Annotated in this window: 23 protein-coding genes and 2 tRNA genes; 5 read left to right on the forward strand and 20 right to left on the reverse strand. The window is 63.6% G+C overall.

The window, feature by feature from the left end:
- The first annotated feature begins 59 nt into the window (after positions 1 to 59).
- Complete coding sequence (rpmB, locus tag D8M36_RS01790; RefSeq protein ID WP_065247957.1) at positions 60 to 251, forward strand: 50S ribosomal protein L28; 192 nt, start codon at positions 60 to 62, stop codon at positions 249 to 251.
- A gap of 141 nt (positions 252 to 392) precedes the next feature.
- Here the strand turns inward: rpmB and D8M36_RS01795 are convergent, their stop codons facing one another.
- From D8M36_RS01795 to D8M36_RS01805, 3 genes are read right to left on the reverse strand one after another with little or no spacing between them, the layout of a single operon-like run.
- On the reverse strand, positions 393 to 1,052 hold the full coding sequence (locus D8M36_RS01795) for a class I SAM-dependent methyltransferase (protein WP_126846243.1): 660 nt from the start codon (positions 1,050 to 1,052) through the stop codon (positions 393 to 395).
- Positions 1,053 to 1,061: 9 nt separating this feature from the next.
- The gene (gene thiL, locus D8M36_RS01800; protein ID WP_126846245.1) at positions 1,062 to 2,090 is read right to left on the reverse strand and encodes a thiamine-phosphate kinase; all 1,029 of its coding nucleotides are present in this window, start codon (positions 2,088 to 2,090) and stop codon (positions 1,062 to 1,064) included.
- Complete coding sequence (locus tag D8M36_RS01805; protein ID WP_126846247.1) at positions 2,091 to 3,182, reverse strand: GNAT family N-acetyltransferase; 1,092 nt, start codon at positions 3,180 to 3,182, stop codon at positions 2,091 to 2,093.
- 66 nt (positions 3,183 to 3,248) lie between these two features.
- Between D8M36_RS01805 and D8M36_RS01810 the strand changes: the two genes are divergently transcribed.
- Positions 3,249 to 3,785: a DUF3515 family protein gene (locus D8M36_RS01810; protein ID WP_126846249.1), complete on the forward strand. Its 537-nt coding sequence runs from the start codon at positions 3,249 to 3,251 to the stop codon at positions 3,783 to 3,785.
- An 11-nt stretch (positions 3,786 to 3,796) separates the two neighbouring features.
- Here D8M36_RS01810 and D8M36_RS01815 read toward each other — a convergent pair whose 3' ends face one another.
- The 6 genes from D8M36_RS01815 to leuC all read right to left on the reverse strand — a co-directional run bounded on the left by D8M36_RS01815 (position 3,797) and on the right by leuC (position 10,053).
- Positions 3,797 to 4,897: a D-alanine--D-alanine ligase family protein gene (locus D8M36_RS01815; RefSeq protein ID WP_126846251.1), complete on the reverse strand. Its 1,101-nt coding sequence runs from the start codon at positions 4,895 to 4,897 to the stop codon at positions 3,797 to 3,799.
- Between the two features lie 10 nt (positions 4,898 to 4,907).
- Positions 4,908 to 5,927 carry an NAD(P)H-dependent glycerol-3-phosphate dehydrogenase gene (locus D8M36_RS01820; RefSeq protein ID WP_274542633.1) on the reverse strand — a complete coding sequence of 340 codons (1,020 nt, stop codon included), beginning with the start codon at positions 5,925 to 5,927 and terminating at the stop codon, positions 4,908 to 4,910.
- Positions 5,911 to 6,504 carry a hypothetical protein gene (locus D8M36_RS01825; RefSeq protein WP_126846253.1) on the reverse strand — a complete coding sequence of 198 codons (594 nt, stop codon included), beginning with the start codon at positions 6,502 to 6,504 and terminating at the stop codon, positions 5,911 to 5,913. The genes D8M36_RS01820 and D8M36_RS01825 overlap by 17 nt, the downstream gene beginning before the upstream one ends.
- A 33-nt stretch (positions 6,505 to 6,537) precedes the next feature.
- Entirely contained in the window at positions 6,538 to 7,854 is a 1,317-nt protein-coding gene (gene murA / locus D8M36_RS01830; protein ID WP_065247962.1) for a UDP-N-acetylglucosamine 1-carboxyvinyltransferase, read from the reverse strand.
- Positions 7,855 to 7,973: 119 nt separating this feature from the next.
- Entirely contained in the window at positions 7,974 to 8,585 is a 612-nt protein-coding gene (leuD, locus tag D8M36_RS01835; RefSeq protein ID WP_126846255.1) for a 3-isopropylmalate dehydratase small subunit, read from the reverse strand.
- A gap of 31 nt (positions 8,586 to 8,616) precedes the next feature.
- Positions 8,617 to 10,053: a 3-isopropylmalate dehydratase large subunit gene (gene leuC, locus D8M36_RS01840; protein WP_126846640.1), complete on the reverse strand. Its 1,437-nt coding sequence runs from the start codon at positions 10,051 to 10,053 to the stop codon at positions 8,617 to 8,619.
- Positions 10,054 to 10,185: 132 nt separating this feature from the next.
- Between leuC and D8M36_RS01845 the strand changes: the two genes are divergently transcribed.
- Positions 10,186 to 10,917 carry an IclR family transcriptional regulator gene (locus tag D8M36_RS01845; RefSeq protein ID WP_126846256.1) on the forward strand — a complete coding sequence of 244 codons (732 nt, stop codon included), beginning with the start codon at positions 10,186 to 10,188 and terminating at the stop codon, positions 10,915 to 10,917.
- Positions 10,918 to 10,938: 21 nt separating this feature from the next.
- Here the strand turns inward: D8M36_RS01845 and D8M36_RS01850 are convergent, their stop codons facing one another.
- The 11 genes from D8M36_RS01850 to D8M36_RS01900 all read right to left on the reverse strand — a co-directional run bounded on the left by D8M36_RS01850 (position 10,939) and on the right by D8M36_RS01900 (position 21,194).
- The gene (locus D8M36_RS01850; RefSeq protein ID WP_126846258.1) at positions 10,939 to 11,757 is read right to left on the reverse strand and encodes a universal stress protein; all 819 of its coding nucleotides are present in this window, start codon (positions 11,755 to 11,757) and stop codon (positions 10,939 to 10,941) included.
- A gap of 129 nt (positions 11,758 to 11,886) precedes the next feature.
- Positions 11,887 to 11,959: transfer RNA gene (locus D8M36_RS01855), tRNA-Glu, on the reverse strand.
- Between the two features lie 77 nt (positions 11,960 to 12,036).
- Positions 12,037 to 12,108, reverse strand: a tRNA-Gln gene (locus tag D8M36_RS01860).
- Positions 12,109 to 12,247: 139 nt separating this feature from the next.
- Positions 12,248 to 13,408, reverse strand: a complete 1,161-nt coding sequence (locus D8M36_RS01865) for a hydroxymethylglutaryl-CoA synthase (RefSeq protein ID WP_126846260.1) — start codon at positions 13,406 to 13,408, stop codon at positions 12,248 to 12,250.
- Positions 13,405 to 14,466, reverse strand: coding sequence for a hydroxymethylglutaryl-CoA reductase (locus D8M36_RS01870; protein ID WP_126846262.1), 1,062 nt, complete (start codon positions 14,464 to 14,466; stop codon positions 13,405 to 13,407). The genes D8M36_RS01865 and D8M36_RS01870 overlap by 4 nt, the downstream gene beginning before the upstream one ends.
- The gene (fni, locus tag D8M36_RS01875) at positions 14,459 to 15,544 is read right to left on the reverse strand and encodes a type 2 isopentenyl-diphosphate Delta-isomerase (protein WP_074296524.1); all 1,086 of its coding nucleotides are present in this window, start codon (positions 15,542 to 15,544) and stop codon (positions 14,459 to 14,461) included. The genes D8M36_RS01870 and fni overlap by 8 nt, the downstream gene beginning before the upstream one ends.
- Positions 15,537 to 16,655 carry a phosphomevalonate kinase gene (locus D8M36_RS01880; RefSeq protein WP_126846264.1) on the reverse strand — a complete coding sequence of 373 codons (1,119 nt, stop codon included), beginning with the start codon at positions 16,653 to 16,655 and terminating at the stop codon, positions 15,537 to 15,539. Before D8M36_RS01880 ends, fni begins: the two co-directional genes overlap by 8 nt.
- Entirely contained in the window at positions 16,652 to 17,644 is a 993-nt protein-coding gene (gene mvaD / locus D8M36_RS01885; protein ID WP_074296520.1) for a diphosphomevalonate decarboxylase, read from the reverse strand. The genes D8M36_RS01880 and mvaD overlap by 4 nt, the downstream gene beginning before the upstream one ends.
- Positions 17,641 to 18,813, reverse strand: a complete 1,173-nt coding sequence (gene mvk / locus D8M36_RS01890; protein WP_074296518.1) for a mevalonate kinase — start codon at positions 18,811 to 18,813, stop codon at positions 17,641 to 17,643. Before mvk ends, mvaD begins: the two co-directional genes overlap by 4 nt.
- Positions 18,810 to 20,237, reverse strand: a complete 1,428-nt coding sequence (gltX, locus tag D8M36_RS01895; RefSeq protein ID WP_236886301.1) for a glutamate--tRNA ligase — start codon at positions 20,235 to 20,237, stop codon at positions 18,810 to 18,812. Before gltX ends, mvk begins: the two co-directional genes overlap by 4 nt.
- A 165-nt stretch (positions 20,238 to 20,402) precedes the next feature.
- A complete protein-coding gene (locus D8M36_RS01900; protein WP_065247973.1) occupies positions 20,403 to 21,194 on the reverse strand; it encodes a fumarylacetoacetate hydrolase family protein in 792 nt (263 codons plus the stop codon).
- A gap of 195 nt (positions 21,195 to 21,389) precedes the next feature.
- Between D8M36_RS01900 and D8M36_RS01905 the strand changes: the two genes are divergently transcribed.
- Positions 21,390 to 22,325: a 3-methyladenine DNA glycosylase gene (locus D8M36_RS01905; protein ID WP_126846642.1), complete on the forward strand. Its 936-nt coding sequence runs from the start codon at positions 21,390 to 21,392 to the stop codon at positions 22,323 to 22,325.
- Between the two features lie 92 nt (positions 22,326 to 22,417).
- Complete coding sequence (locus tag D8M36_RS01910; protein ID WP_065247974.1) at positions 22,418 to 23,251, forward strand: endonuclease/exonuclease/phosphatase family protein; 834 nt, start codon at positions 22,418 to 22,420, stop codon at positions 23,249 to 23,251.
- Positions 23,252 to 23,271: the final 20 nt, after the last annotated feature.

Raw genomic sequence — 23,271 nt, forward strand, 5'->3', positions numbered from 1 at the left:
CGCTGCATGAGCCTCGGCGCACAAGATCAAGTACGTTAGCGATTATTCAGGAGAACACCGTGGCTTCCAAGTGTGACATTTGCGCCAAGGGCCCGAGCTTCGGCAAGAGCGTTTCCCACTCGCACCGTCGCACCTCGCGCCGCTGGAGCCCCAACATCCAGTCCGTGCGCACCGTGATCGGCGGCACCCCGAAGCGCCTCAACGTGTGCACCTCGTGCCTCAAGGCCGGCAAGGTTCAGCGCGCCGCCTGAGCATCCGGGCACTGCCCGAGCGAAAGCTTTGACAAGGACCTCCCCCAGGGGAGGTCCTTTTCGCATGCCGCGGGGATCGTGATTTCGTAAGGAAGCTCCCCCGGTGCAGCCGCACGCGATTCGGTTTCCGGCTAAGCGCCTCTATTCGTGAGCACCCATCGGAGAAATCACGACCGCAAACCCGGGATCATCGCTCGCGGGCCGCAAATCCCAGGTCGAAAACACCTGCGGGGCCGTGAAGCCCGCAGCCGAGGCATCCGCCACGTAGCTTTCGAGCGAGTACCCGCGCGCGGTCCCAAACCCCGCCACAAGCCGGCCCCCGGGGCGCATAAGCCTCGCGAAGTTCTCAAGCACGCGGCGCCTGTCGCTTTCGGCGATGAACGACACCACATTGCCCGCAGCAACGATCACGTCGAACGAGGCGAGTGCACTCTCCCCCAAAAGGTCGCAAGCATCCGCAAGATCGCCTGCGATCCACTGTGGCCCGGGCGACGTTTGCGCGGCATACGCCACGAGCGTGGGATCGAGGTCGATACCCACAACGTCGTGGCCGCGCCTTGCGAGTTCCGCGCCCACGCGGCCCGTGCCACTTCCGGCATCGAGAATTCTCGCCTCGCGCGGCGCAAGTGCATCGATCAGTCGTGCCTCGCCGTCGAGGTCCTTGCCCGCTTCACGCATGCGCTCCCAGCGCGCGATGTACCACTCAGAATGGCCGGGATTGCGCTCGAGGTTGCGGGCCCACTGGGACTTTCCACGCGAGTTGGAGGCGGAGTTCGTGGGAATTATTGGCAGGGAAGGCATGCCCCCACCCTAGAGGGAAAAGTGGTCCCATCCGTGCATCGCGAGCGGAGCGCCGTCGAGCAACACGGTCCCCTCCCCCTCGCACGGGAGAACACGGCCAATCTCGCGGAATTCGGCGCGCACCTCGGTGCTCTCGGCCCACACGTTCGCAGGGAAGGTCGCAAGCATGAGGTGTTCCTCCCCCGAGCCGAGCACCCACTCCATCGCGTCTACGCCGAAAATATCGGCGAGTGGAGCAAGGAGGGCCCGGTCACTTTCAAGAGCGGCTCGTGAAAGGTCCAAATTTACGCCGCTCGCACGAGCGATCCGGCTCGCATCGCGCACGAGCCCGTCGGAGATGTCGATCATCGCGCTCGCGCGGCACCCCGAGTTCCATCCCCTTGCGATCGCAGGCTCGGGTGCAAGGTGCCACGCAAGTGCGCGCTTGGCGAGCCTCGCGACCGCTCCACCCCCCGCTTCAATATCTGGCAGGGCGGCGTCGGCCTTCCCGAGCACCTGCGCGAGACCGGCACTGCTGAGTCCGAGTAGGTCCCCGCCCACCGCAAGAACGTCCCCGGCCCGTGCGCCCGAGCGCACAACGGCCGTACCTGGCGCCCGAAGCTCGCCGATGGCCGTGATCGAAATCGTCAGCTCACGCGCCGTACCGAGGTCCCCGCCAATCACCGAAGCGCCGTGGGAGTGGGCCTCGAGCGCGATTCCCTCAGCGATTCCCTCGAGCACCGCGATTGGCGTGTCCTTACCCGCGAGAACGGTCGTGAGCAGCCAGCGTGGCTTCGCCCCCATCGAAGCGACATCCGCGAGGTTTTGCACCGCAGCCTTGCGGCCAATGCTCATGGGATCGGAAATCCCGAGAAGGAAATCGTACCCTTCGACCATCGCATCGGTCGTAAAAACGAGCTCGCCCGACGTTCGCACCACGGCGCAGTCATCGCCAGGACCAACCGTCACGGCCTCATCAGCGTGCCGAAAAATGGGAAAGAGGCGTTCGAGAATGCCAGATTCGCCAAGCTCACCGAGGCTTGTCTCGTGCTGCCGCACTCAAATCCCTCGAAGCTTTCCTTCGAAGGTGATCTCCTTCGCGACCGTACGATAGCCGAGGCGTTCGTTCACGGCGTTCATATGGGTGTTCGTGTGGTTCGTGTACGTACGCAGCACATCGACCTTCGACTCAGTTTCGGTCAGGAGGCGATGCGTCATGAGCTTAAGCGCGAGGCCGAGGTTATGCCCGCGGTGCTCGGGCATAACCAGGGTGATGGCCTGCTCGCCAAGTCGCGAACCGTCCTCGCGAAACATCACGTACGACGTCCCAGCAAACGTGCCGTTCGACGCGAGGGCGACCGCCGTGAGGCGGCGATAGCCGCGCTTAGCGCTCCTCGCTTCGGTCGCTCGGACCCGCTCCTCGTCGTACTCGGGCTTCTCAAGCGAAGAATCCTCAGTCGGGGCATCCGCGAACATCTGATTCAGCAGCACACACCACTGCTCCATGTGCTCCTCCGGGACATCCCCTTCCCAGGTAATGATGCGGTACTTGCCAAGAGAAGCTTCAACCTCGACGTGGAGGTCCTCGACGAGATCGCGATCGAGCGGGAGCGAAACCGTGCTCACGAACTCCGTGGCGACCTTCGCGAGGCCAAGCCGGGTCGCGATCCTCGCAGCAGGAAGTTCCTTTTCCCCTTGGGGTGAATCCACGTGGGTGAGCGCATAGCCGAAAGCCTTCGGGCGCTCCTCGTGCTTCATGATGTCCCGAAGAGCATCCGTGAGCATCGTGCCAATGCCCTTGCCTCGCCACGCCGGGTACACCACGAGGTCGATTTCCTGCGTATCGGTGTTCTCCGCGAGAGGAAGCTCAAGTTCCGCGAGTCCGGCGATCATGCGCGCACCTTCAAGGCTCTCAACTTCGGCCACGAGGTGGTAGGAACGCTTCCGATCGGTGTCCTCATGTTCGACACGAAGCTCAGCGGGCGTGCGGCGCTCGTGGGAGCCGCAGAATTCTTCGTCGAGCACGCGATGAAGATCCCAGTACTGCTTGAGCTCGGCGTCGCTCGATTCGTCGAGGAATCGCACAGTGACGTGCGGCCCTTCGGGGAAAAGCTGCTCGGTGCGGGGCGTCAGTGCGTACTTCTCGCTCATGGTCACAAAGATTATCAGCTTTCGTCCAGGCACTCACTATGCGGTCAGAGAGTTAGGCTGGTGTTCATGATTGACACACCCACGGCTGCCGCTCGCCCGCGCCACGCCTTGTGCGCGATCACCAGCGTGCTCGCGCTCGGGTGCGCCCTTACCCTTACCGCGTGCGGCGCCGTCGCTGTCCCACCCCCCGAAGCCAACCCGACACACCCTCGCTGCGCGGAGATCATCGTGGCACTTCCGGAGGTGCTCCTTGGCCTCAGCCGCAGCGAAACCACCGCCCAATCAACAGCGGCCTGGGGCTCGGGAGAAGACACAATCGTGCTCCGGTGCGGTGTGACCCCTCCCCCACCTACAACCGACCTGTGCACGACAATCGCCTCGCGAAGTGGCACGGAGATCGACTGGATCGTCAAGGAAGACGACAAGCGCGGGATCGTGCACATGACGACCTACGGTCGCGAACCCGCGGTTGACCTTACCGTGCCGCGCGAAGTTGCACCGGATCAACCAAGTGCGGCAGCGATCGACCTCGCCGGCCTTCTTTCGCGCATTCCGCAATCGGGAGGGCGATGCCTCGCGTTCGACGACGCTGAAGAGCTCTGAGAGCAACAGCCCTAGCGGAGCCCCACGCCACGCTCGAGCGCGTTGTCGATCAGGCGTGAGATCAGGTCGGTGTACGAAAGACCCATGTTCTCCCACAGCACGGGGAACATCGAGATCTGGGTGAAGCCCGGCATGGTGTTGACCTCGTTGACGATGATGTCGCCGCCATCGGTCACGAAGACATCCACGCGTGCGAGCCCCTCGAGCTCGAGAGCGTCGAATGCACGTGCGGCCACCTCGCGCACCGAGGCGATGTGGGCCGCGGGAATGGACGCGGGGATCTCGATCGTGACGGTTCCCTTGCCGAAGTACTTCGATTCGTAGTCATAAAAAGCGAGGTCTTCGCCGATCACGACCTCACCCGGAAGACTCGTGCGCGGCGCCTGCCCACTCTCGCCCTGGAGAACGCCGCATTCGACCTCGCGCCCCTCGACGCCCTGTTCGATGAGCACCTTCGGGTCGAAGCGGAGGGCCTCATCGAGGGCAGAATCGAGATTCTCGAGGGCATCAACCTTCGTCACGCCAAAGCTCGAGCCCGCGCGCGCCGGCTTAACGAACAGCGGAAAAGCGAGGCTGGAAGCGCGTTCGCGCACCGCGACTCGAGGTTCACTCGCACGTGCGACGACCCCGCGGGCGACGTTGAGACCCGCACCTTCGAGAATGCGTTTCGTGAAGTCCTTATCCATCGATACAGCGGAAGCAAGCACGCCCGAACCCACGTAAGGGACGTCCCATAGTTCAAAGAGTCCCTGGATTGTGCCGTCTTCGCCGTAAGGGCCGTGGAGAAGCGGAAACACCGCGTCGATATCGGCGAGATGCTCAAGGCGTCCGCCATCGCGCACGACGCGCAGCTCCACTTTCCCCTTACCAAGGCGCGATTGTTGGAGGATGATTTCGTCGCCCGAGTCTGGCACATGCGGGGCAGTGCCATCCGTGATCTGCCAGTGGTCGGGGTCACCCGTGACCTCAACGAAACGGCCCTCGCTTGTCACCCCGATCGGGACAACGGTGAAGCGCGAGCGGTCAATCTGGCGCAGAATACCACCCGCGGTCACGCACGAAATGCCGTGCTCGCTTGAGCGACCGCCAAAGATCAGCGCAATGGTATGCACGTGAGCTCCTCTATTCGAATCGGACGGAACGCGAAAGCAGTGCGCTCGTCACCTCGGCAATGTTACGCCCGCAATCAACCACATCGACCAGGGCGCGCGTAATGGGCAGGTCGAGATGCGAGCGGTCGGCGAGGTCCGCCACAGCTCTCGCCGTGGGTACGCCTTCGGCGGTTTGTCCGACGCTTGCTTTGGCCTCCTCGAGGCTCTGCCCTTCACCGAGTGCCTTCCCGAGCCGGAAATTCCGTGACAAAGGCGACGCACACGTGGCGACGAGATCCCCCATTCCCGCGAGGCCCGCAAAGGTCGAAGGTTCGGCGCCGAGGGAAACCCCGAGCCGCGTAATTTCGGCAAGGCCGCGCGTGATGAGGGACGCGCGAGTGTTGTCGCCATAGCCGAGGCCGGCCGCAGCGCCCACGGCGATCGCGATGACATTCTTCATCGCGCCCGCGACCTCGATTCCGGTCACGTCTCGACTCACGTATGCGCGAAAATACGGGGCGGAGCACCATGAGGCCACTTCGCGAGCCGTGATCTCGCTCGTGGAGGCAATGACCGAAGCACACGGTTGCTCGCGGGCAATCTCGCGAGCGAGGTTCGGGCCGGACAGCACCGCGATGAGATCTTCGCTCACAGCGCCGGACTGCGCGATGACCTGCGACATGCGCTCGTCGCTTCCTCGCTCGATGCCCTTGATGAGGGAAACGACGGGAACGCGAGGCAGGCGTGGCCACGCCTCGAGGCATGCCCGCAAGGATTGGGCGGGAACCGCAAGCACGATGCCGCGTGCCCCTTCGAGAACATGAGCGATATCGCTCGAGGCTTCGATTCTCGCGGGAAGATGTAGGCCGGGCACGTAACTTGGATTCTCACGAGCCTTCGTGATCTCGGTGGCGAGTTCCTCGCGGCGTGCCCACAAACGCACGTCGTTGCCGCCCTTGGCGAGCATATGCGAGAACACCGTGCCCCAGGAGCCAGCGCCAAGAACGGCGATGTGCCCCGTGCGTGCGCCCGCGCTACCGGGACCGTTCACCGTCACCCGACGTCAGCTGGCGGTTGCGACGAATGCCGCGCGTGATACTCGCACGTCGGGGCCTGCCTGCCGAGAGCTGCGCAGCCTCCCGGCGCCTCAGGGTGGCCGGTGCGCGCTTCGCGAGAGTGTGGATCGCCGAAGCGTGCATCATGCGGCGCGGCCCGAACGTGAGACGGCCGCGGATCGTGCGGTATTTGACTGCGGTGGTGATGCGCACGAGGTCGCCGCCGGGCTCGACGGCCACACCGATGCGGATCGTGAGCGACGGCGTGTCGTCAATAATGAGCGCTTCTGAACCCACGACCTCGCTCACGAAACGCTCACGCTCGGGCGGGGGCACGAGATCGAAGAGGCGAATAGCCTCGTCACGCACAGCTCGAGCGCCACGCGAGGTCAGCGTGGCGTTCTCATGGGAAAAGATTGCCTCGGCCCACACACGCGGATCGGGCTCATCCACCCCTTTCGTGGACACGATGACCACATCGCAGTAATCCGGCACCGGAATATCGCGAAGCGCAAGCGACGTGTAGCGCCCCTGGGACGCTTCGGTCACGCGCACGCCAGGAATATCGTTCACCGCTGGCTCCTCATGTCGAGAGTTGATGAGTTCTCACTCTTCCCAAAAATCTGCGCCAAGCTTCGTGAGCTTGTCCCTGAATGATTCGTAGCCTCGATCAATGAGGTCGATGCCGTGAATCTGCGAGGTGCCGTCGGCACCAAGCGCCGCGATCAGGTAGCTGAACCCGCCGCGCAGGTCCGGAACCGTGATTTCCGCGCCCTTGAGCGGGCGCGGACCATTCACGACGGCCGAGTGATTGTAGTTGCGCTGGCCGAAACGGCAACGCGAACCACCGAGGCACTCGCGATACACCTGGATCTGGGCACCCATGTCGTTGAGGGCGCTCGTGAAGCCGAGGCGGTTTTCGTAGACCGTTTCGTGGACGATGGAAATACCGTTCGCCTGTGTGAGGAGCACGACGAGTGGCTGCTGCCAGTCGGTCATAAAGCCCGGGTGAACATCGGTCTCGATCGCCGCAGAGGAGAGCCCCTCGCCCGTGTCGTAGAAGCGAATGCCGTCGTCGTGAATGTCAACGCCGGCGCCGATCTTCCGCAGCACGTTGAGGAACGTGCCCATGGCCTTCTGCTCTGCACCGCGCACGAACACGTCGCCATGCGTCACGAGGGCGGCGCATGCCCAGCTTGCAGCCTCGATACGGTCGGGGAGGCAGCGGTGGCGATAACCGTTCAATTTCTCCACGCCTTCGATCACGATCGTGCGATCGGTGCGAAGCGAAATGATCGCGCCCATCTTTTGAAGCACCGCGATGAGATCCTCGATCTCGGGTTCAACGGCGGCGTTTTCGAGCTCCGTAATGCCCTGGGCACGCACGGCCGTGAGCAGCACCTGTTCGGTGGCGCCAACGCTCGGATACTCGAGGCGGATCTTCGCGCCGCGGAGCCCATCGGGTGCCGTGATGTAGATGCCGTGTTCGCGCTTATCGACATGCGCGCCGAAGTTGCGCAGCACGTCGAGGTGATAGTTGATCGGGCGCGTGCCGATGCGGCATCCACCGAGATCGGGAATCACGGCTTCGCCGAGGCGGTGCAGCAACGGGCCGCAGAAGAGAATCGGGATGCGTGAGCTTCCCGCGTGCGCGTCGATATCGGCCACGTGCGCGCGTTCAACGTTGGAGGGATCCATGCGGAGGGTTCCCGCCTCTTTGTCACGCTCGATCTTGACGCCGTGCACGCGGAGAAGTTCACTCACGATCCGCACATCGCTGATGTCAGGAACGCTCGTAAGGAAACTTTCGGTTTCGCCGAGGAGCGCTGCAACCATGGCCTTCGAAACCAGGTTCTTAGCACCGCGAACGGTGATCTCACCTTCGAGCGGCTTGCCGCCACGCACATAGAAGCTTGAGGTCATAGTGGAGTTGATTCCCTTTCCGGGCTGAGCCCACAGGTAACCGTCTCACCATACCGAACAGCCCTGTGGAAATAACGGCACATCGGCACCGTGTACGCCGAGGGCGCAAAAGACTCCTTCTACTGGTCGTCGGGGGTGCGCGCGGGGAGCGTCTTCGGAAGCCACGAGGGGCGACGCTTTTCAAACTCCGCGATCTCTGCTTCGTGCCGCATCGTGAGCCCGATGTCGTCAAGGCCTTCCATGAGTCGCCAGCGCGTGTAGTCGTCGATTTCAAACGCGAAGGTCGCATCCGCGACCTCTACCACCCGGTTCTCGAGGTCCACGGTGATGTCGGTGCCCGGCCCGTTTTCGAGGATCTTCCAGATCTGTTCGATGTCAGCCTGCGAGAGGACCGCGGCAACGAGACCCTGTTTGCCCGCGTTACCTCGGAAGATGTCGGCGAAACGACTCGAAAGCACAGCCTTGAAGCCGTAGTCGCGAAGCGCCCACACAGCGTGTTCGCGCGACGAGCCCGTGCCGAACTCCTCCCCCGCGACCAGCACGGAGCCGCGCGTGTACGGCTCGCGATTCAACACGAAGTCCGGGTCCTGGCGCCACGCGCTAAAAAGCCCGTCATCGAATCCCGTTTTCATCACGCGCTTGAGGTACACGGCGGGGATGATCTGGTCGGTGTCCACGTTGGAGCGGCGCAGAGGAACGCCAACGCCCGTGTGCGAGATGAACTTTTCCATAATGCGAGTCCTTTCCACGCGTCCGCGGGCCTCAGGCGAGCACCGCCGCGTCGGTTTCACCAAGATTGTCGAGATCAGCGGGCGAGGAGAGGGTCCCACGCACGGCGGTCGCTGCCGCGACAACGGGCGACACGAGATGGGTGCGCCCGCCCTTGCCCTGACGCCCCTCGAAATTACGGTTCGAGGTCGACGCCGAACGCTCACCGGGAGCGAGCTGATCCGGATTCATGCCGAGACACATCGAGCAGCCCGCGTTTCGCCACTCCGCGCCGAAGGCGAGGATGTCCTTGTCGAGTCCTTCGGCTTCCGCCTGGAGGCGTACGCGAGCTGAGCCCGGCACCACGAGCACGCGAACGTTCGGGTCTTTTTGGCGGCCGCGGATCACGTCGGTAAAGGCGCGTAGATCCTCGATGCGCCCGTTCGTACACGAGCCCATGAAGACCGTGTCAACGCGGATTTCCTTCAGGGGCGTGCCGGGTTCGAGATCCATGTACTCGAGCGCGCGCTCACAGGCGGCCTTCGAGTTCTCGTCGGTGAAGTCCTCGGGCGCGGGAACGGCGCTCGAGAGCGGAAGCCCCTGGCCGGGGTTCGTTCCCCACGTCACGAAAGGCTCGAGCTCATCGGCATTGATCACAATCTCAGCATCAAAGGTCGCGTCGTCATCGCTCCTGAGTGTCTTCCAATACGCGACCGCTTCTTCCCACGCTTCGCCTTTCGGGGCGTGGGGGCGGCCCTTGACGTATGCAAAGGTGGTGTCGTCGGGGGCAATCATGCCTGCACGGGCACCCGCTTCGATCGACATATTGCAGATCGTCATGCGCCCCTCCATGGAGAGGCGACGGATGGCTTCGCCGCGGTATTCGAGCACGTATCCTTGCCCGCCGCCCGTTCCGATCTTCGCAATGACCGCGAGGATGATGTCCTTCGCACTCACGCCCGGCCTCAGCGAGCCTTCCACGTTGATCGCCATGGTCTTAAAAGGCTTGAGGGGCAGGGTTTGGGTGGCGAGCACATGTTCGACCTCCGAGGTACCGATGCCGAACGCGAGAGCGCCGAACGCGCCGTGAGTCGACGTGTGCGAGTCGCCGCACACAACCGTAATACCCGGCATAGTGAGCCCGAGTTGGGGGCCCACGACGTGCACGATTCCCTGATCGACGTCACCGAGCGAGTGGAGGCGCACGCCGAATTCCTCAGCGTTTTTGCGCAACGTATCGATCTGGGTGCGGCTCGTGAGATCAGCGATTGGCTTATCAATATTCACGGTCGGAGTGTTGTGATCCTCCGTCGCGAGCGTCTGGTCAACGCGCCTCGGCGCACGCCCTTCGAGGCGCAGGCCCTCGAATGCCTGCGGCGACGTCACCTCGTGAAGGAGGTGAAGGTCAATGTAGAGAAGATCGGGCTCGTTTCCTTCGCCCTTGCGGACCACGTGATCGCGCCATACCTTTTCCGCGAGAGTTCCCGCCATGTGATTGACTCCTCGATCGTCGTCTCCCGCGGTGCCCGTCGTGAAAGGCGCGCGGCTCATTGGGCCCAAGTCTCACGGACGTCCAAGGGCGAGGCACTCGCATTTCATATCTCGAGACGTTAGTCTTATTCCATGAACATTCAAAAGGAAGAGGGAAGCGGCGTCGGCGTGATCGACAAGGCCGCCACGGTACTCGGGGCTCTCGAGGCGGGCCCCGCAACGCTCGCCAATCTCGTGAGCACGACCGGTCTTGCGCGCCCCACAGCTCACCGACTCGCGGTCGCACTTGAACACCACCGGCTCGTTGCGCGCGACATCCAGGGGCGCTTCATCCTCGGCCCTCGCCTTACCGAACTCGCGGCCGCCGCAGGCGAGGATCGACTCCTCGCTTCCGCTGGGCCGATCCTCGCCGAGCTCAGGGACTATACCGGAGAATCCGCCCAGCTTTATCGCCGCCAAGCCGATCACCGCGTGTGCGTTGCCACCGCGGAGAGGCCGAGCGGCCTTCGTGACACGGTCCCGCTCGGCTCCACCCTCACGATGCGCGCAGGCTCCGCCGCGCAGATCCTCTTGGCATGGGAAGAACCCGATCGGCTTCACCGCGGCCTCCACGGCGCACGCTTCACCGCGTCGATGCTCTCGGCCGTGCGCAGGCGCGGCTGGGCCCAGAGCGTTGGCGAGCGCGAATCGGGAGTAGCGTCGGTCAGCGCCCCGGTGCGAGGACCGAGCGACCGGGTCGTGGCGGCCCTCTCGATCTCGGGGCCCATCGACCGCATGACGCGTCAGCCCGGGCGCATCCACGCGGCCTCGGTCATCGCCTACGCCGAAAAACTCAGCGAGCTCGTCCGCCAGGCCGGGGCATAGCCCCCGTGGGAGGCCGAGCGGCTACTGCCGCTCGAGCCACACGGGAGTGTTGGCGTACTGCAGGAACGCCGTGTTCGACACGACCGGCTGGCGTTCAAGCTCCTCGTGTTTCCCGCGCGCGTTCGCCACAATGAGCCTCGTGCCTTCGCTGCGCCTAATGAGTTCCTTCGCGGTGTGCTGACGGCCGTACTCGGTGATCTCCACGTCAACCTCGGGGGAAACCTTACGCAAGTACGCTTGGGCATCCTCAAGGATGCCCGCCCATTTCTCCTCGGGAATGACGATTGACGGAATGACACGCACACCCGTTCCGTAAATTTTCGCGAACTCAGCGGCGCGCTCGAGGGCGCGATCAAACGCCGTTCCGCCGTCATAGAACACCGCGACAGGGCCGTCGGCAGCGATATCGCCGCGCACAACGACAATCGAGCACTTCGAGCGCGTGAGCAGCGCCGAGCTCGTAGAGCCAACGATGAGCGAGAGGAATCGCCCCAGCCCGCGCGAGCCTACGACGAGGGCATCGGCGGTCTCCGACTGCTTGATCAAAACGTCAACAGCGCGACCATCAACAATCTGGGTCGTGACCTCGCAGCCCGGGGCAACCTCATACGCGATCTCCGCCGCTTCATCAAGGAGGCGCTGCGCGGCAACCTTGAGTCCAGAACCGCTCACGCCCGGCACGGGGTCGACGTCGACGCCCATGAGCGGCCACACGAACGCATGCACGAGGTGCAGGGGCTTCTTGAGAGCCAGGGCATTGCGCGCCGCCCAGCGGATTGCGTGATCGGATTCTTCGGTGTCCTCGACACCCACAACGATGCGGCCTTCATTTGCACTCATGGTTTTCTTCCTTCCACGGCCGGGCTCACGCTTTTGTGAACCTAAACTCCCTGCTGGCTTTAAGGATACGTCGGGAAGGTCCCGGACACGAAAAAGCCCGACCACCGAAGTGGTCGGGCTTTCGCTCTGTACCCCGTACCGGATTTGAACCGGTGTTACCGCCGTGAGAGGGCGACGTCCTAGGCCGCTAGACGAACGGGGCCTTTGCCTCAATGAGGCCTTAGAAACTTTAGCAAAACAGCTGATCGTTTCCAAATCCAGGCCGTGTGACCTGCATCGCTGGGGTACCAGGACTCGAACCTAGAACAACTGAACCAGAATCAGCCGTGTTGCCAATTACACCATACCCCAAGGGCTTCGCTCGGCGAACCGAACGAAATACCACAGTAGTCGAGCCCGGTAGGCCCGGCAACTTTTCGTGACCCGTTTGTGGAAGCCTTCACACGAGAGAAGTTCCGACGCTCGCCCAGCAAGCGTCGGACCCCATTTCTCACGCCTTTTCGTACACCCGAATCGCGTCGCGCACGCCCGCGAAGCGGAAGGGGCCCTGCGCCTCAACGCGCGCCTCAAAATCCCCCGTGCGATCGGCAAGGAGGTGACGCTCGCGGTACTCTTCGTAGCCGATTTCACGCCGTGCCTCAAGCTGGGCGGAAAGCGCACCGGGCCGAAGCTGCGAGCGGTATCCCTCCACGAGCCGGCCGGAGAAGAACTCCGCGACCGCACCCGAGCCGTAGCTGAAGATGCCGACCCGCTCCCCCGCCTCCAGTTCGGCGTTCTCGAGAAGCGAGAGAAGTCCCATGTACACGGAAGCGGTGTAGGTATTACCGAGGCGCCGGTTGAAAATCATCGTCTCCTCGAGAGTCGAGACGGCATCGGCAACAGACTCGGCACCCGCGTGTTTGGCGAGGGTCTGCATCGCTTTGGTCGCCATTTTCGTGAATGGCTGGTGGAAACACACACGCGAGAGGGAAGAGAACTCCGCTCCCCCGCGACTGACGTAGTCGTCGTAGGCGGCGGTCACGGCGCGCAAGTACACGGTGACGGAGAAACGTCCGTCAACGAGAGCGGTCGTGCGGTCGTTGGGGCGCCAGAAGTCATGGACATTCTCGGTGAAAAGCCCCGAGGCAGGTTCGACCGTCATGATCGCCGGGTCGGCGCTCACGAGCATCGCGAGCGCTCCTGCACCCTGAGTCGCCTCACCGCTCGAGTCGAGTTCGTAGCGGGCGATATCGCTCGCGATCACGAGGACCCTCTCGCCCGGATGGCGGGAGACGATTCCGAGCGCAAACTGCAACGCGGCAGTCGCCGAGTAGCACGCTTCCTTGAGCTCCACCACACGCGTATGCTGCGCGAGTCCGAGCAGCTCGTGCACATAGATGCCCGCGGCTTTTGACTGATCGATCCCCGTCTCCGTTGCAAGAACGAGAGTGCGGATCTCGTCGACACCGTGGCGTTCAACGATGGGTGCCGCGGCACTCGCGGCGAGGGTCACGATGTCCTCGTCCTCGCAGGGCACACTCATCTCGTGCTGACCGATGCCGCGCAAGTACTTCCCGGCACTCGTGCCCTGCGCCTCGGCGAGCGAAGTGAGGGGGAAGAAGAGCGAGGTCGTCGCCGCTGAGATATCGGTGATGCCGATCGCGTGCGTCATCGCGAACTCCTTTCAAACTGGACGTGGGCGGCCATGAGCTCGCCCGGATTAGTCTGCGCGGCCATGAGGGAAAGCTCCCCGCACAAAACGGTCGCCGCGGCGAGCCCCGCGAGTCGCCTCGCGTTCTCCCCCGACTCGCGATCGTCTCGGCACCCAAGCCGCTCGAGGTTCTCGCTCACGAAGTCAAGGCCTTTGCCGTTGCCCACGGAACCGACGATGAGGTGCGGGATCGTACACGAGAAATAGAGGTCCTCACCATTGTTGCCACGGCGCTCGGTGTGCGTGATTCCCTGGCTTCCCTCAACGATGTTTGCGGCATCCTGGCCCGTCGCGAGGTAAAAGCCGAGCAGCATATTCGCGTAGTGCGCGTTTGCGCTGCGGAGCGAGCCCGCGGCGATTCCGCCCACGAGATTCTTGCGCACGTTAAGGTCCATCATGCGTTCGGCACTCGTGCGGAGTCGACGGCGAAGCACCTCTTCGGGCAGCACGATTTCTGCAATGACATTCTTGCCTCGGCCACGAATGCCATTGACGGCGGAGGGCTTCTTGTCGGTGCAGTAGTTACCGGAAATGCTCGCGTAACGGAGCATCGGCTCGCGGCTCGCGATGTGAGGCATGAGAGCATCGGCGGCGAGGGTCACCATGTTGTGGCCCGCAGCATCCCCCGTGAGGAATTCGAGGCGAAGGTAGAGGAGGTTGCCCACGATCTCGGGAGCAATATCGATGAGGCGGGCGAAGCGACTCGTCGAAGAGACGACCTCTTGCAGCCCTGCAAGGTCCGCGCAAATCCGCTGTGCGGCTTCATAGGCCTCGGCTGCCGAATCCGCTTCGAATAGGATCGAGCGGGTCATGCGTTCGTCTACGAGGGTTGTGCGAATACCGCCCTCCACAAGGCGGGACACGGTGGCGCCGCGCTTGACCGAGGGGAACAGTGTCGTCTCATAGGTCGCAAGCGGAACCTCGACTTCGCCTTCGGCCACGTTTCCGCTGATCCGCAGCGGGCCGAGCCATTTCATGGGGATCTGGGCGAACGCGCCCTGATCGCGCTTGTCACTCATGAGAACCTCCACTTGCCTTGCCGCTTCGCCGTGCGAAATGGGAAAGATCGAAACCTCGCGCATTCGCGTATTCGCGCACGTTTCCTGTGAGCACGAGATCGGTGTGCGTAAGCGCCTCAACATTTCGCGCTCCCACGAGCGCCATCATTGAGCGCAGCTGTGCCTCCCACGTGCGGATCTCGCGGATGAGCGCCTCGGGCCCTTCCTCACGCACCGTGGCGAGGAAACCGCCCGCGATGCCCACGGCTTTGGCACCCAGAGCAAGGGCCTTGAGCACGTCGAGGCTCGTGCGCACGCCTCCGCTCGCGAAAAGTGGAATACCCGTGTCGCGCGATGCCCCTCGTGCGTCAATGAGGCTTTCGACCGCGCTTTGGCCCCAACCGTTGAGGTGGGAGAACCGATCAGCTCTGCGCGCACTTTCGATGCGCGCGAAATCGGTTCCACCGTTGCCCGCGACATCCACGTAAGCAACGCCGAGAGAGGACAGCGTTCGCACCGTGGCGCCCGTCATCCCGAAACCGACTTCTTTCACCACCACGGGGACATCCACGGCTCGTGCGATTGCCTTGATATGCCCGCCCCAGTGTTCGAACTCGCGATCGCCCTCGGGCATCACGATCTCTTGGACGGCGTTCACGTGAATCTGGAGGGCATCGGCGTCGATCAGTTCGATCGCTTCGCGCGCTTGCTCAGGGCTTGCGTTTGCCGAGAGGTTCGCCATGAGGAAGCCGTGCGGGTTCTCCTCGCGAAGAACGGTGAAGCTCGGTGCACACGAGGGGTCCTTGAAGTACGCGCTCATCGAGCCCGAAGCCATCGCGATCCCCGTCTCCGCGGCCGCGATCGCGAGAGCCTGGTTGATTTTCCCCGTGAATTCGCTTCCGCCCGTCATGCCGTTGATGTAAAACGGCAGGGTCCAGGTTCGATCCGCGACCTCAACGTCAAGACTCACCGAGTCCACGTTGACGGCAGCGAGGGCGTGGTGCACCACGCGCACGTCGTCGAAGTCCCTCGAACGGAGCTTTGCGGTCTCTTGCTCCAGTGCAAGCCGCACGTGGTCGTCCTTGCGCGAACTACTCATGGGCGCTCCCTCGCTTTCCAGTCGTGTCCTCTTCGCGATGCGCGAATTCCGACGCTTGCACGCCCACGTCGAGCGCAATTTTTCCCGCCGCTCGCCAGGCTTTCCTCACGGCTTCGGCCACGCCCGCGCTCGAAGCGAGAGCGATGACGCAGTCGCCGCCACCCGCTCCCGAGAGTTTCGCGGCGGCACCGTGCGCGTTGGCGATCTCGGTCATGGCGCGCAGTTCTGGAGTTTCGATCCCGAGTGGCTGCGTGCCTCCAGCCGCCTTGTCGAGGGCGCGAAGCTGTGAGAGTACGGCGTTGAGCGTCACCATCGCGGCGCTCGCTTCACCCGCGCGCAGTTCACTCGCGAAACGGTCGACGTGGGCGGCGTTCTCCTGCGAAAAAACCTCGAGGTCCACGAGCCCTTCTCTCGCGGCCTCATCAACGTGAGCGACGAGTGACCTGGTCGAGGCCGGCGCGCCGCTCCAGCCGATCACCACATCGAGATTCGCGGGTACGTCGAGAGCCTCGAGTGTGAGACCCGGCCACGGCGCGGCAAGTGCAGCCTTCACACCGTGGTGCGCACACAGATCGCGCACGGCTTCGCGGTCGAATGAGCGGTAAAAAATCCACCCGCCCAGAACGCTCGTCGCCACATCGGCACATGAAGCGCGAACGTTGCCCTTGAGCACGGCGAGGGCGGAAAGCTTGAAGAGCTCGAGTGGGGAAAAGTCTTTTTTGAGGGCCCGCAGAACGGCACCGATCGTCGCGACAACCACGGCGCCCGAGGAGCCAAAACCATACTTGCGCCCGTCACTTTCCTCGAGGGTTGAGGAAAGGTGGAGATCGAGAACTGGCAGAGTGCCAAGGTACTCCTCGAGCACGTCGAGTGCGAGGAAAACTGGCTCGCGCGACTGCGCCGCCTCCCCCTCGTGAGCGGGCGCGTAATCGCGCTCTTCGCTCCACAGCTCGCTCGCTACGCGTACGCCGAAGGCGCGACGAACGGGAAGGGCGCGCGCGGTCACGGCCCGATCCACCGCGATCAGCACTGCCGGATTGCCCGGGTGCACAACGCCGTATTCGCCCGCGACAAAAAGTTTGCCGGGCGCACGGAACTCAAAAGCGCTCATGCTGCGCTCGGGCGCCCACCCTCGTCAAGGAGGTAGGCGCCGGGGCCGGCGTTCGCAACGTGCATCTTCACGTCTTCGATCCTCTCACGCAGGGACTGCGTCACGAGAGCGGCCTCACGCGAGCGACACAGAATCTTCACGTTGGGCCCCGCATCCGCGCTTGCATAGGCCTCTAGCCCTTCTTCACGCAGCGCCTGGACTGCGTCAAAAATCGCGAAGCTCTTCCCCGTGAGGTACCGCACGGGCGGCTCGGCGCCAAGCATCGAGGCGTGCATACGCAGCGCACTCATCTCGGCAATCTCACCGAGGCTCGTGAAATCCGCCTCGGCCACAGCTCGCGACGCACGCTCCACGAGAGCGGCATTCGAACGGACCCACCCCTCGAAGTACGGGGAGGTCTCCACAGTGTGGTTCATCCCGGCGCGGCTACCGATCTTCTTGCGGGCGCTCGAGATCACCGCAACGACCATGGCGAGATCTTCCCCCTTCCACTCGAGGGGTTCCGCGACGCTCGTCTCATCGCTCGTGCCCTGGTTCCAGCGGGCGAGGCCACCAAAAATTGAGCGACATGCTGACCCTGAGCCACGGCGGGCAAGCCGCGAAAGCTCCGCATCGCTCAGCGAAAGCCCATAGGCAACGCTCGACGCCTTCGCAAGCGCCGCGAACGCGGCTGCACTCGACGCGAGCCCCGCAGCCGTCGGAACCGTATTCGTGGACGTCACCCGCGCATGCGCACCCGTACCTGCCCGCTCACGTACGAGATCAAGAACCGTGCGCACGCGCGCGGATTCCTCCCCGGAAAGCGTGGCGCCGTCAAGTATGACCTGGTCGGTGGTCTCCTCGGTGAGCTCAACGGTCGTGGTGGTGGGGAAGATGTCGAGGGTAAGCGAAAGGGAGCCAGTCGCGGGAAGGTTCAGTTCGCGATCGGCTTTGCCCCAGTACTTCACGAGGGCGATGTTGGGGTGGGCAACAGCGGTGGCGCGCGTCATGAACTCTCCTCATACGCGGTGTTGATCGGCCAAACGTTTGTCGCACCAGCCGCAAGGAGCGCCCGCTTGAGCGCGGGCACGGCGCCGTGGGACGGTGCAAGCGCAATGATGCAGCCGCCCTGACCGCCGCCCGTGAGTTTCGCGCCAAGCGCACCAGCCTCACGCGCCGCACCTACGAGACGTTCGAGTCGCGGATGCGATACATCGAGTTCCGCAAGAATCTGCTGGCAGTCATTCATCGCGCGGCCAACGCTGCTCATATCGCCAAGGCGGAGTGCTTCACGCGTCGTGTGCGCGAGCGAAGCGATCGTTTCGAGCGCGAGATCCACGAGCCGGGAATCCCGTTCGCGCCGTTCGCGGATACCCCGAACGGCATCGAGTGTGTGTCCGGGAAGGCCCGTGTCGGCCACGACAAGCGCGGGAGTCACCGAGAGTTCGAGAGGCTCCGCTTTTCCTGCCTGAAACCACAGGGGAACCTTCGCCATGGTCTGGTAGGCGTCGAGCCCGCTTGGGGTTCCGTGGGCGATGCGCTCCACGAACTGCACGAGTTCGAAGCGCTCCTCACTCGTGAGTTCATGGCTGTACAGGTGCGCGACGGCAACAGCGATCGCGCTCGCCATCGCGGCGCTCGAGCCGAGTCCGCGGGCCGTGGGAATGCTTCCCTCGACCGTCACCTCAGCGCGCCCCGGCTTCTCCCCCACATAGCCGAGAATCGTGCGCAGGGCGGATTGGGCGAGTTCGTCTTCCGCTTCTTCCGTATCAACATCGAGATAGATCGCGCCCGTCGATGGATCGCCTACGGTGGCAATGCGCCGCCTGCCGCGCCGCTCCCCCGTGCGGGTCGATGGCACGTCGAGAGTCAGCCCGCTCTCAAAGCGAACCTCGCTTCCCGGAACGGTCTGCTCGTCAAACGACAACCCCTCCGCGAGCGAATACGATCCACTGATCGTGCCAAAGCCCTCGGCCGAAACCGAGCCCTCAATGCGACCGGCATGCGCGCTCACCGAATCCGGGTACGGCAAGAGTCTCGCGGTCGCCGTGAGGCTCAAATGCGGGATGGGAAACGCGATCGCGGGATGGCCGTACACGACCGCGTGCTCACCAATGAGGATCGTCTTGGCGTGCGCGCGGCCGTGCCCGGTCGCGTATTCGAAAGTTTCGTCACTCACCGCGATGCGAGAAGCTTGGCAAACGAGTCGAGGCGGGCGAGAGTCGAGTCGAAGCCGAGAAGTTCCATCGACTCAAAAAGCGGCGGGCTCACGCGACGGCCCGAAATGCCGGAGCGAAGCGGCCCGAACGCAAGGCGCGGCTTGACGCCCATGCCTTCGATAATGGCCGCGCGCAGCGACGCTTCGAGTTTCTCGGTCGTGAAGTTCTCTTTACCGCCCTCGTTGATGACCTCGATCGCGCGGCGCACCACAGAAACCGGATCGTCGCCGAGCTTTTTAAGGGCGTCCTCCTCGATCACGAGGTCGGCATCGTCGATAAACAGGAAGCGCAGCATGCCGGGAGCCTCGCCGAGGAGGTTCATGCGCGGCTGCACGAGAGGCGTGGCCTTCGCGAGAAGTGCGCGCTGTTCCTCCGTAATGGGCGTGGAAACCACGCCCTCCTTCTCAAGGTACGGGATCATGCGCTCGGTGAACTCGGCTTCGTCGAGCATGCGCATGTGGTCGGCGTTAATCGCGAGCGCCTTCTTGTAATCCACGCGGGCCGGATTCGGGTTGACGTCGGCGACGTCGAACTTCGCAACGAACTGCTCGCGCGTGAAAATGTCCTGATCACCGCTGTAGCCCCAGCCGAGAAGCGAGAGGTAGTTGATCATGCCTTCGGGCACGAAGCCTTCATCGCGGTAGAGGAAGAGGCTGGATTCGGGATCGCGTTTCGAGAGCTTCTTGTTGCCTTCACCCATAACGTAGGGAAGGTGCGCATATTCGGGCGTGAACTTCGCGATGCCGATCTTCTTGAGCGCTTCGTACAGCACGATCTGTCGAGGCGTCGAGCTGAGGATATCTTCTCCGCGCAGAATGTGGGTGATGCCCATGAGCGCGTCATCGACCGGGTTCGTGAGCGGGTACAGTGGTTGACCGTTCGCGCGCACGACCACGTAATCGGGGGTCGAGCCGGCCTTGAAGGTGATCTCCCCGCGCACGAGATCGTTGAACGTGATGTCGTCGTCGGGCATGCGCACGCGCCACACGGGCTCGCGGCCTTCGGCGCGGAACGCCGCTTTCTGCTCCTCGGTCAGGTCACGATCGAAGCCGTCGTAGCCCGATTCTTTGGGGCGGCCGGCCGCAATGTGGCGCTGCTGAATTTCCTCGGGAGTCGAGAACGACTCGTAAATGAACCCGCCGTCCTTGAGCTTCTGAATGACGTCCTGGTAAATCTCGCCGCGCTGAGACTGACGGTAGGGGCCGTCCTCGCCGCCGGCATCGACGCCTTCGTCCCACGTGATACCGAGCCAGCGCATCGCGTCGAGAAGCTGGTTGTAGCTTTCCTCGCTGTCGCGCGCTTGGTCGGTGTCTTCGATGCGGAACACGAGCTTTCCGCCCGTGCGCTTCGCGTAGGCCCAGTTAAACAGCGCGGTGCGCACCATGCCGATGTGGGGCGTGCCCGTGGGCGAGGGGCAAAAGCGCACGCGCACCTCGCTGTGGCCGCGCGTGCTATCGAGGGTGGGAAGGGTCGCGAGATCGATGTTCTCAGCGCTCACGTGGATGTTCTCCTTTGGGAGGTTGGCGGGGCGAGTGCCCCGGTTGCGGATTTAGGCCTCGAGTTCTTCGGGCGTGACGACGCGATTGGTCAGGGTGCCGAGCCCGTCGATGTCGATCTCGACGGTGTCACCAGCTTCGAGCAGGCCAACGCCCGCGGGGGTTCCGGTGAGGATGACGTCGCCGGGCAGAAGTGTGGTCGAGCGTGTAATCTCCTCGATCAGCTCGGGGATCGTGCGGAGCATCTGCGCGCTCGTGGCGTCCTGTTTGACCTCGCCGTTGACTCGCGAGCGGATGCGCGTTTGCGCGGTGTCGAGGTCAGTTTCAATCCACGGCCCGAGCGGGCACGAGGTGTCGAAGGCTTTCGCGCGGAACCACTGCGATTCTTCGCGCTGGGCGTCACGCACCGTGAGATCGTTCGCGCACGTGTACCCGAGGATGACGTCGGCAGCGCGCTCGGCGGGAACATTCTTCGCGAGGGACTTGATGACGATCGCCAGCTCAGCCTCGAAGCTCAACTCCTTCGCGTAAGAGGGATAGATCACCGGGTCGTTCGGGCCGATGACGGACGTGTTCGGCTTGAGGAAGAGCAGAGGGGTCTCGGGCGCTTCTCCGCCCATCTCGCGCGCGTGTTCGGCATAGTTTTTGCCCACGCCAACGACCTTGGAGCGGGGAATGACCGGAGCGAGGAGGCGAACATCCTCGAGCGGGAGGATCGTACCGTTCGGCTGGATCTGCGTGTAGAGCGGGTCTCCCGTAATCCCGTACACCATGTCCACGCCATCTTTTTCTTGGACGATACCGAACATCGGGTTCGAGCCGGTGGTGAATCGTGCAATGCGCATGTCTCCAGTCTAGTAGGGCCGTTCGGCCCTCACCGGTGCGCTGCCTATGCCCTTGACCACCCCTCACCCTTTCTTCACATTCGCCGCCCGCGAGCGCGGCCCGGCTCACGTGCACATGGCACGTAGGCTTGTGGGGTGCCCCATTCTTCACTGGTATTGGATTCGACCCCCGCCCCCGGCGGCCTCGCGACCCTCATGTCTGCGTCGGAGGTGACGCGTGCACGCGAGGCTCATGAGAACCGCGCCGACGCCCTGAGCGCCCCGCACCGCGAGCGCAAGGCGCGGGGTAAAAAGCATCCGATCGAGGATTTTCTGCACACGTACTACCCCTTTAGTCCGGGACAGCTTCGGCGGTGGCACCCGGGCTGGCACGTCGGTTACGAGAGCGCGGCAGATGAGGAGCTTCGGGGGCGCGGGGATGTGGACTCCGACGGCACTCGGCGCTGGTATCGCGATCTTAAGGATTCGTCGAGTGGGGCGCCAAACGGCGTGCGGGTGGCGGATCTCGAGCGGTTCGTGCGTGAGCGCGGCGATGCTGCCTATTGGATTCATCGCCTGCTCACGAATTCGAGTTTCGCTGAGAAGCCGGGAAATTTCTCGTGCTTTGGGCTTCATGAGTGGGCGATGGTGTATCGGCTTGGGGCGGGCGAAAAACGCCACGAGTCACTCCCCTTGCGCCTTAGCGCCGAGGAAACGAACCGCGTCGTCGAGGAGAACCGTCTGGTGTGTTCACATATCGATGCCTTTCGCTTCTTCACGCCTGACGCGGCTCCGCTCAATGCTTCGCATCCCACACGGGAGACTCAGCCGATGAGGGATGATCCCGCATGTCTCCACGTAGGGATGGACCTCTACAAGTGGTCGATGAAGCTTGCGCCCCTGCTTCCAAGCGACATCGTGCTCGATTGCTTCGAGCATGCCCTGGACTTGCGTATCCTCGACATGGAGGCTTCCCCGTACGACTGCCGAGGTTACGGGTACGGGGTCGTGCCGATCGAAACCGATGAGGGGAAGGAGGAGTATGTACGGCGTCAGCGAGCGCTCGCCGTTCGCTCCGAGGAGTTACGCACGCGCATCCTCGCGGTCCTGGATCCGCTCGCCTCCATGTTTGCCGACGTCGCTCGTCACTGACATCAAAATCGCGCTAGGTCATCGATGTACCGCGACTCGGACACCCCGCAACAAACGTCATTTTTCTGCGCGGAAGCGGGCACAATAGTGTCATGCCCCCTTCGCCCCCCTCACCGAAGTCCCCACACGCCGAGGCAAGGCGCGTGCGCGTCGCGACCTTCAATATTCATCACGGCGCGAATTCCAGAAACGTCCTCAACCTGGAATCGACGGCACATGCCCTCGAGGCGCTTGAAGCTGATGTCATCGGCTTGCAGGAGGTCGATCGCTTCTTCGGTACACGCTCGGATTTCGTGGATCAGGCGGCCTGGCTCGCGGATCGGCTCGATATGCACGCCCAGTTCGCACCCACGATTGATCTGGATCCCTCGCGGCGCTCCGTCGAGCGGGTAGGGATCAGTACACGTCGCCAGTACGGGGTCGCGGTGCTCTCGCGCTTCCCGATTCTCGAGTCACACATGGCGCGTCTGCCCGAGAACCGCCTGATTGAGCGCCGCGCGGTGCTCCGAGCCCGGATCGACGCGGATGGGGTGCCGTTTGCGTTTTCGGTGACCCACCTTGCGCTCGGTCCCGCGAAGTCTCGGCGCGCGCAGTTTCGGGCCGCGCGCGAGGTGGCCTTCGCGGGCGAGGAGCCGGCGGTCCTCGTTGGCGACCTCAATGCCGCGCCTTCGCAAGTGCGCGATTACGCGGTTTTCACGAAGGGCCTCATCGATGTGTGGGCCGCGAAGCACCGTTTCCCCCTTGCCAAGCGCCTGCTTGGCCGCACGAATCCGGTGCTCCCTATCCCCATGAGGCGAATCGATTACATTCTCGCGAGCCGCTCCATCCGGCCGATCTCGGCCAAGACCCATCGCACGCACGCCTCGGATCACCTACCGGTGGTGGCCGAACTCGAGATCCCTCACGCAGATCCAGCTACGAAGTAGCGGCTGGCCCTGCCAGGGCT

The sequence above is a fragment of the Dermabacter sp. HSID17554 genome, from assembly GCF_003989295.1.
Lineage (GTDB): Bacteria > Actinomycetota > Actinomycetes > Actinomycetales > Dermabacteraceae > Dermabacter > Dermabacter vaginalis.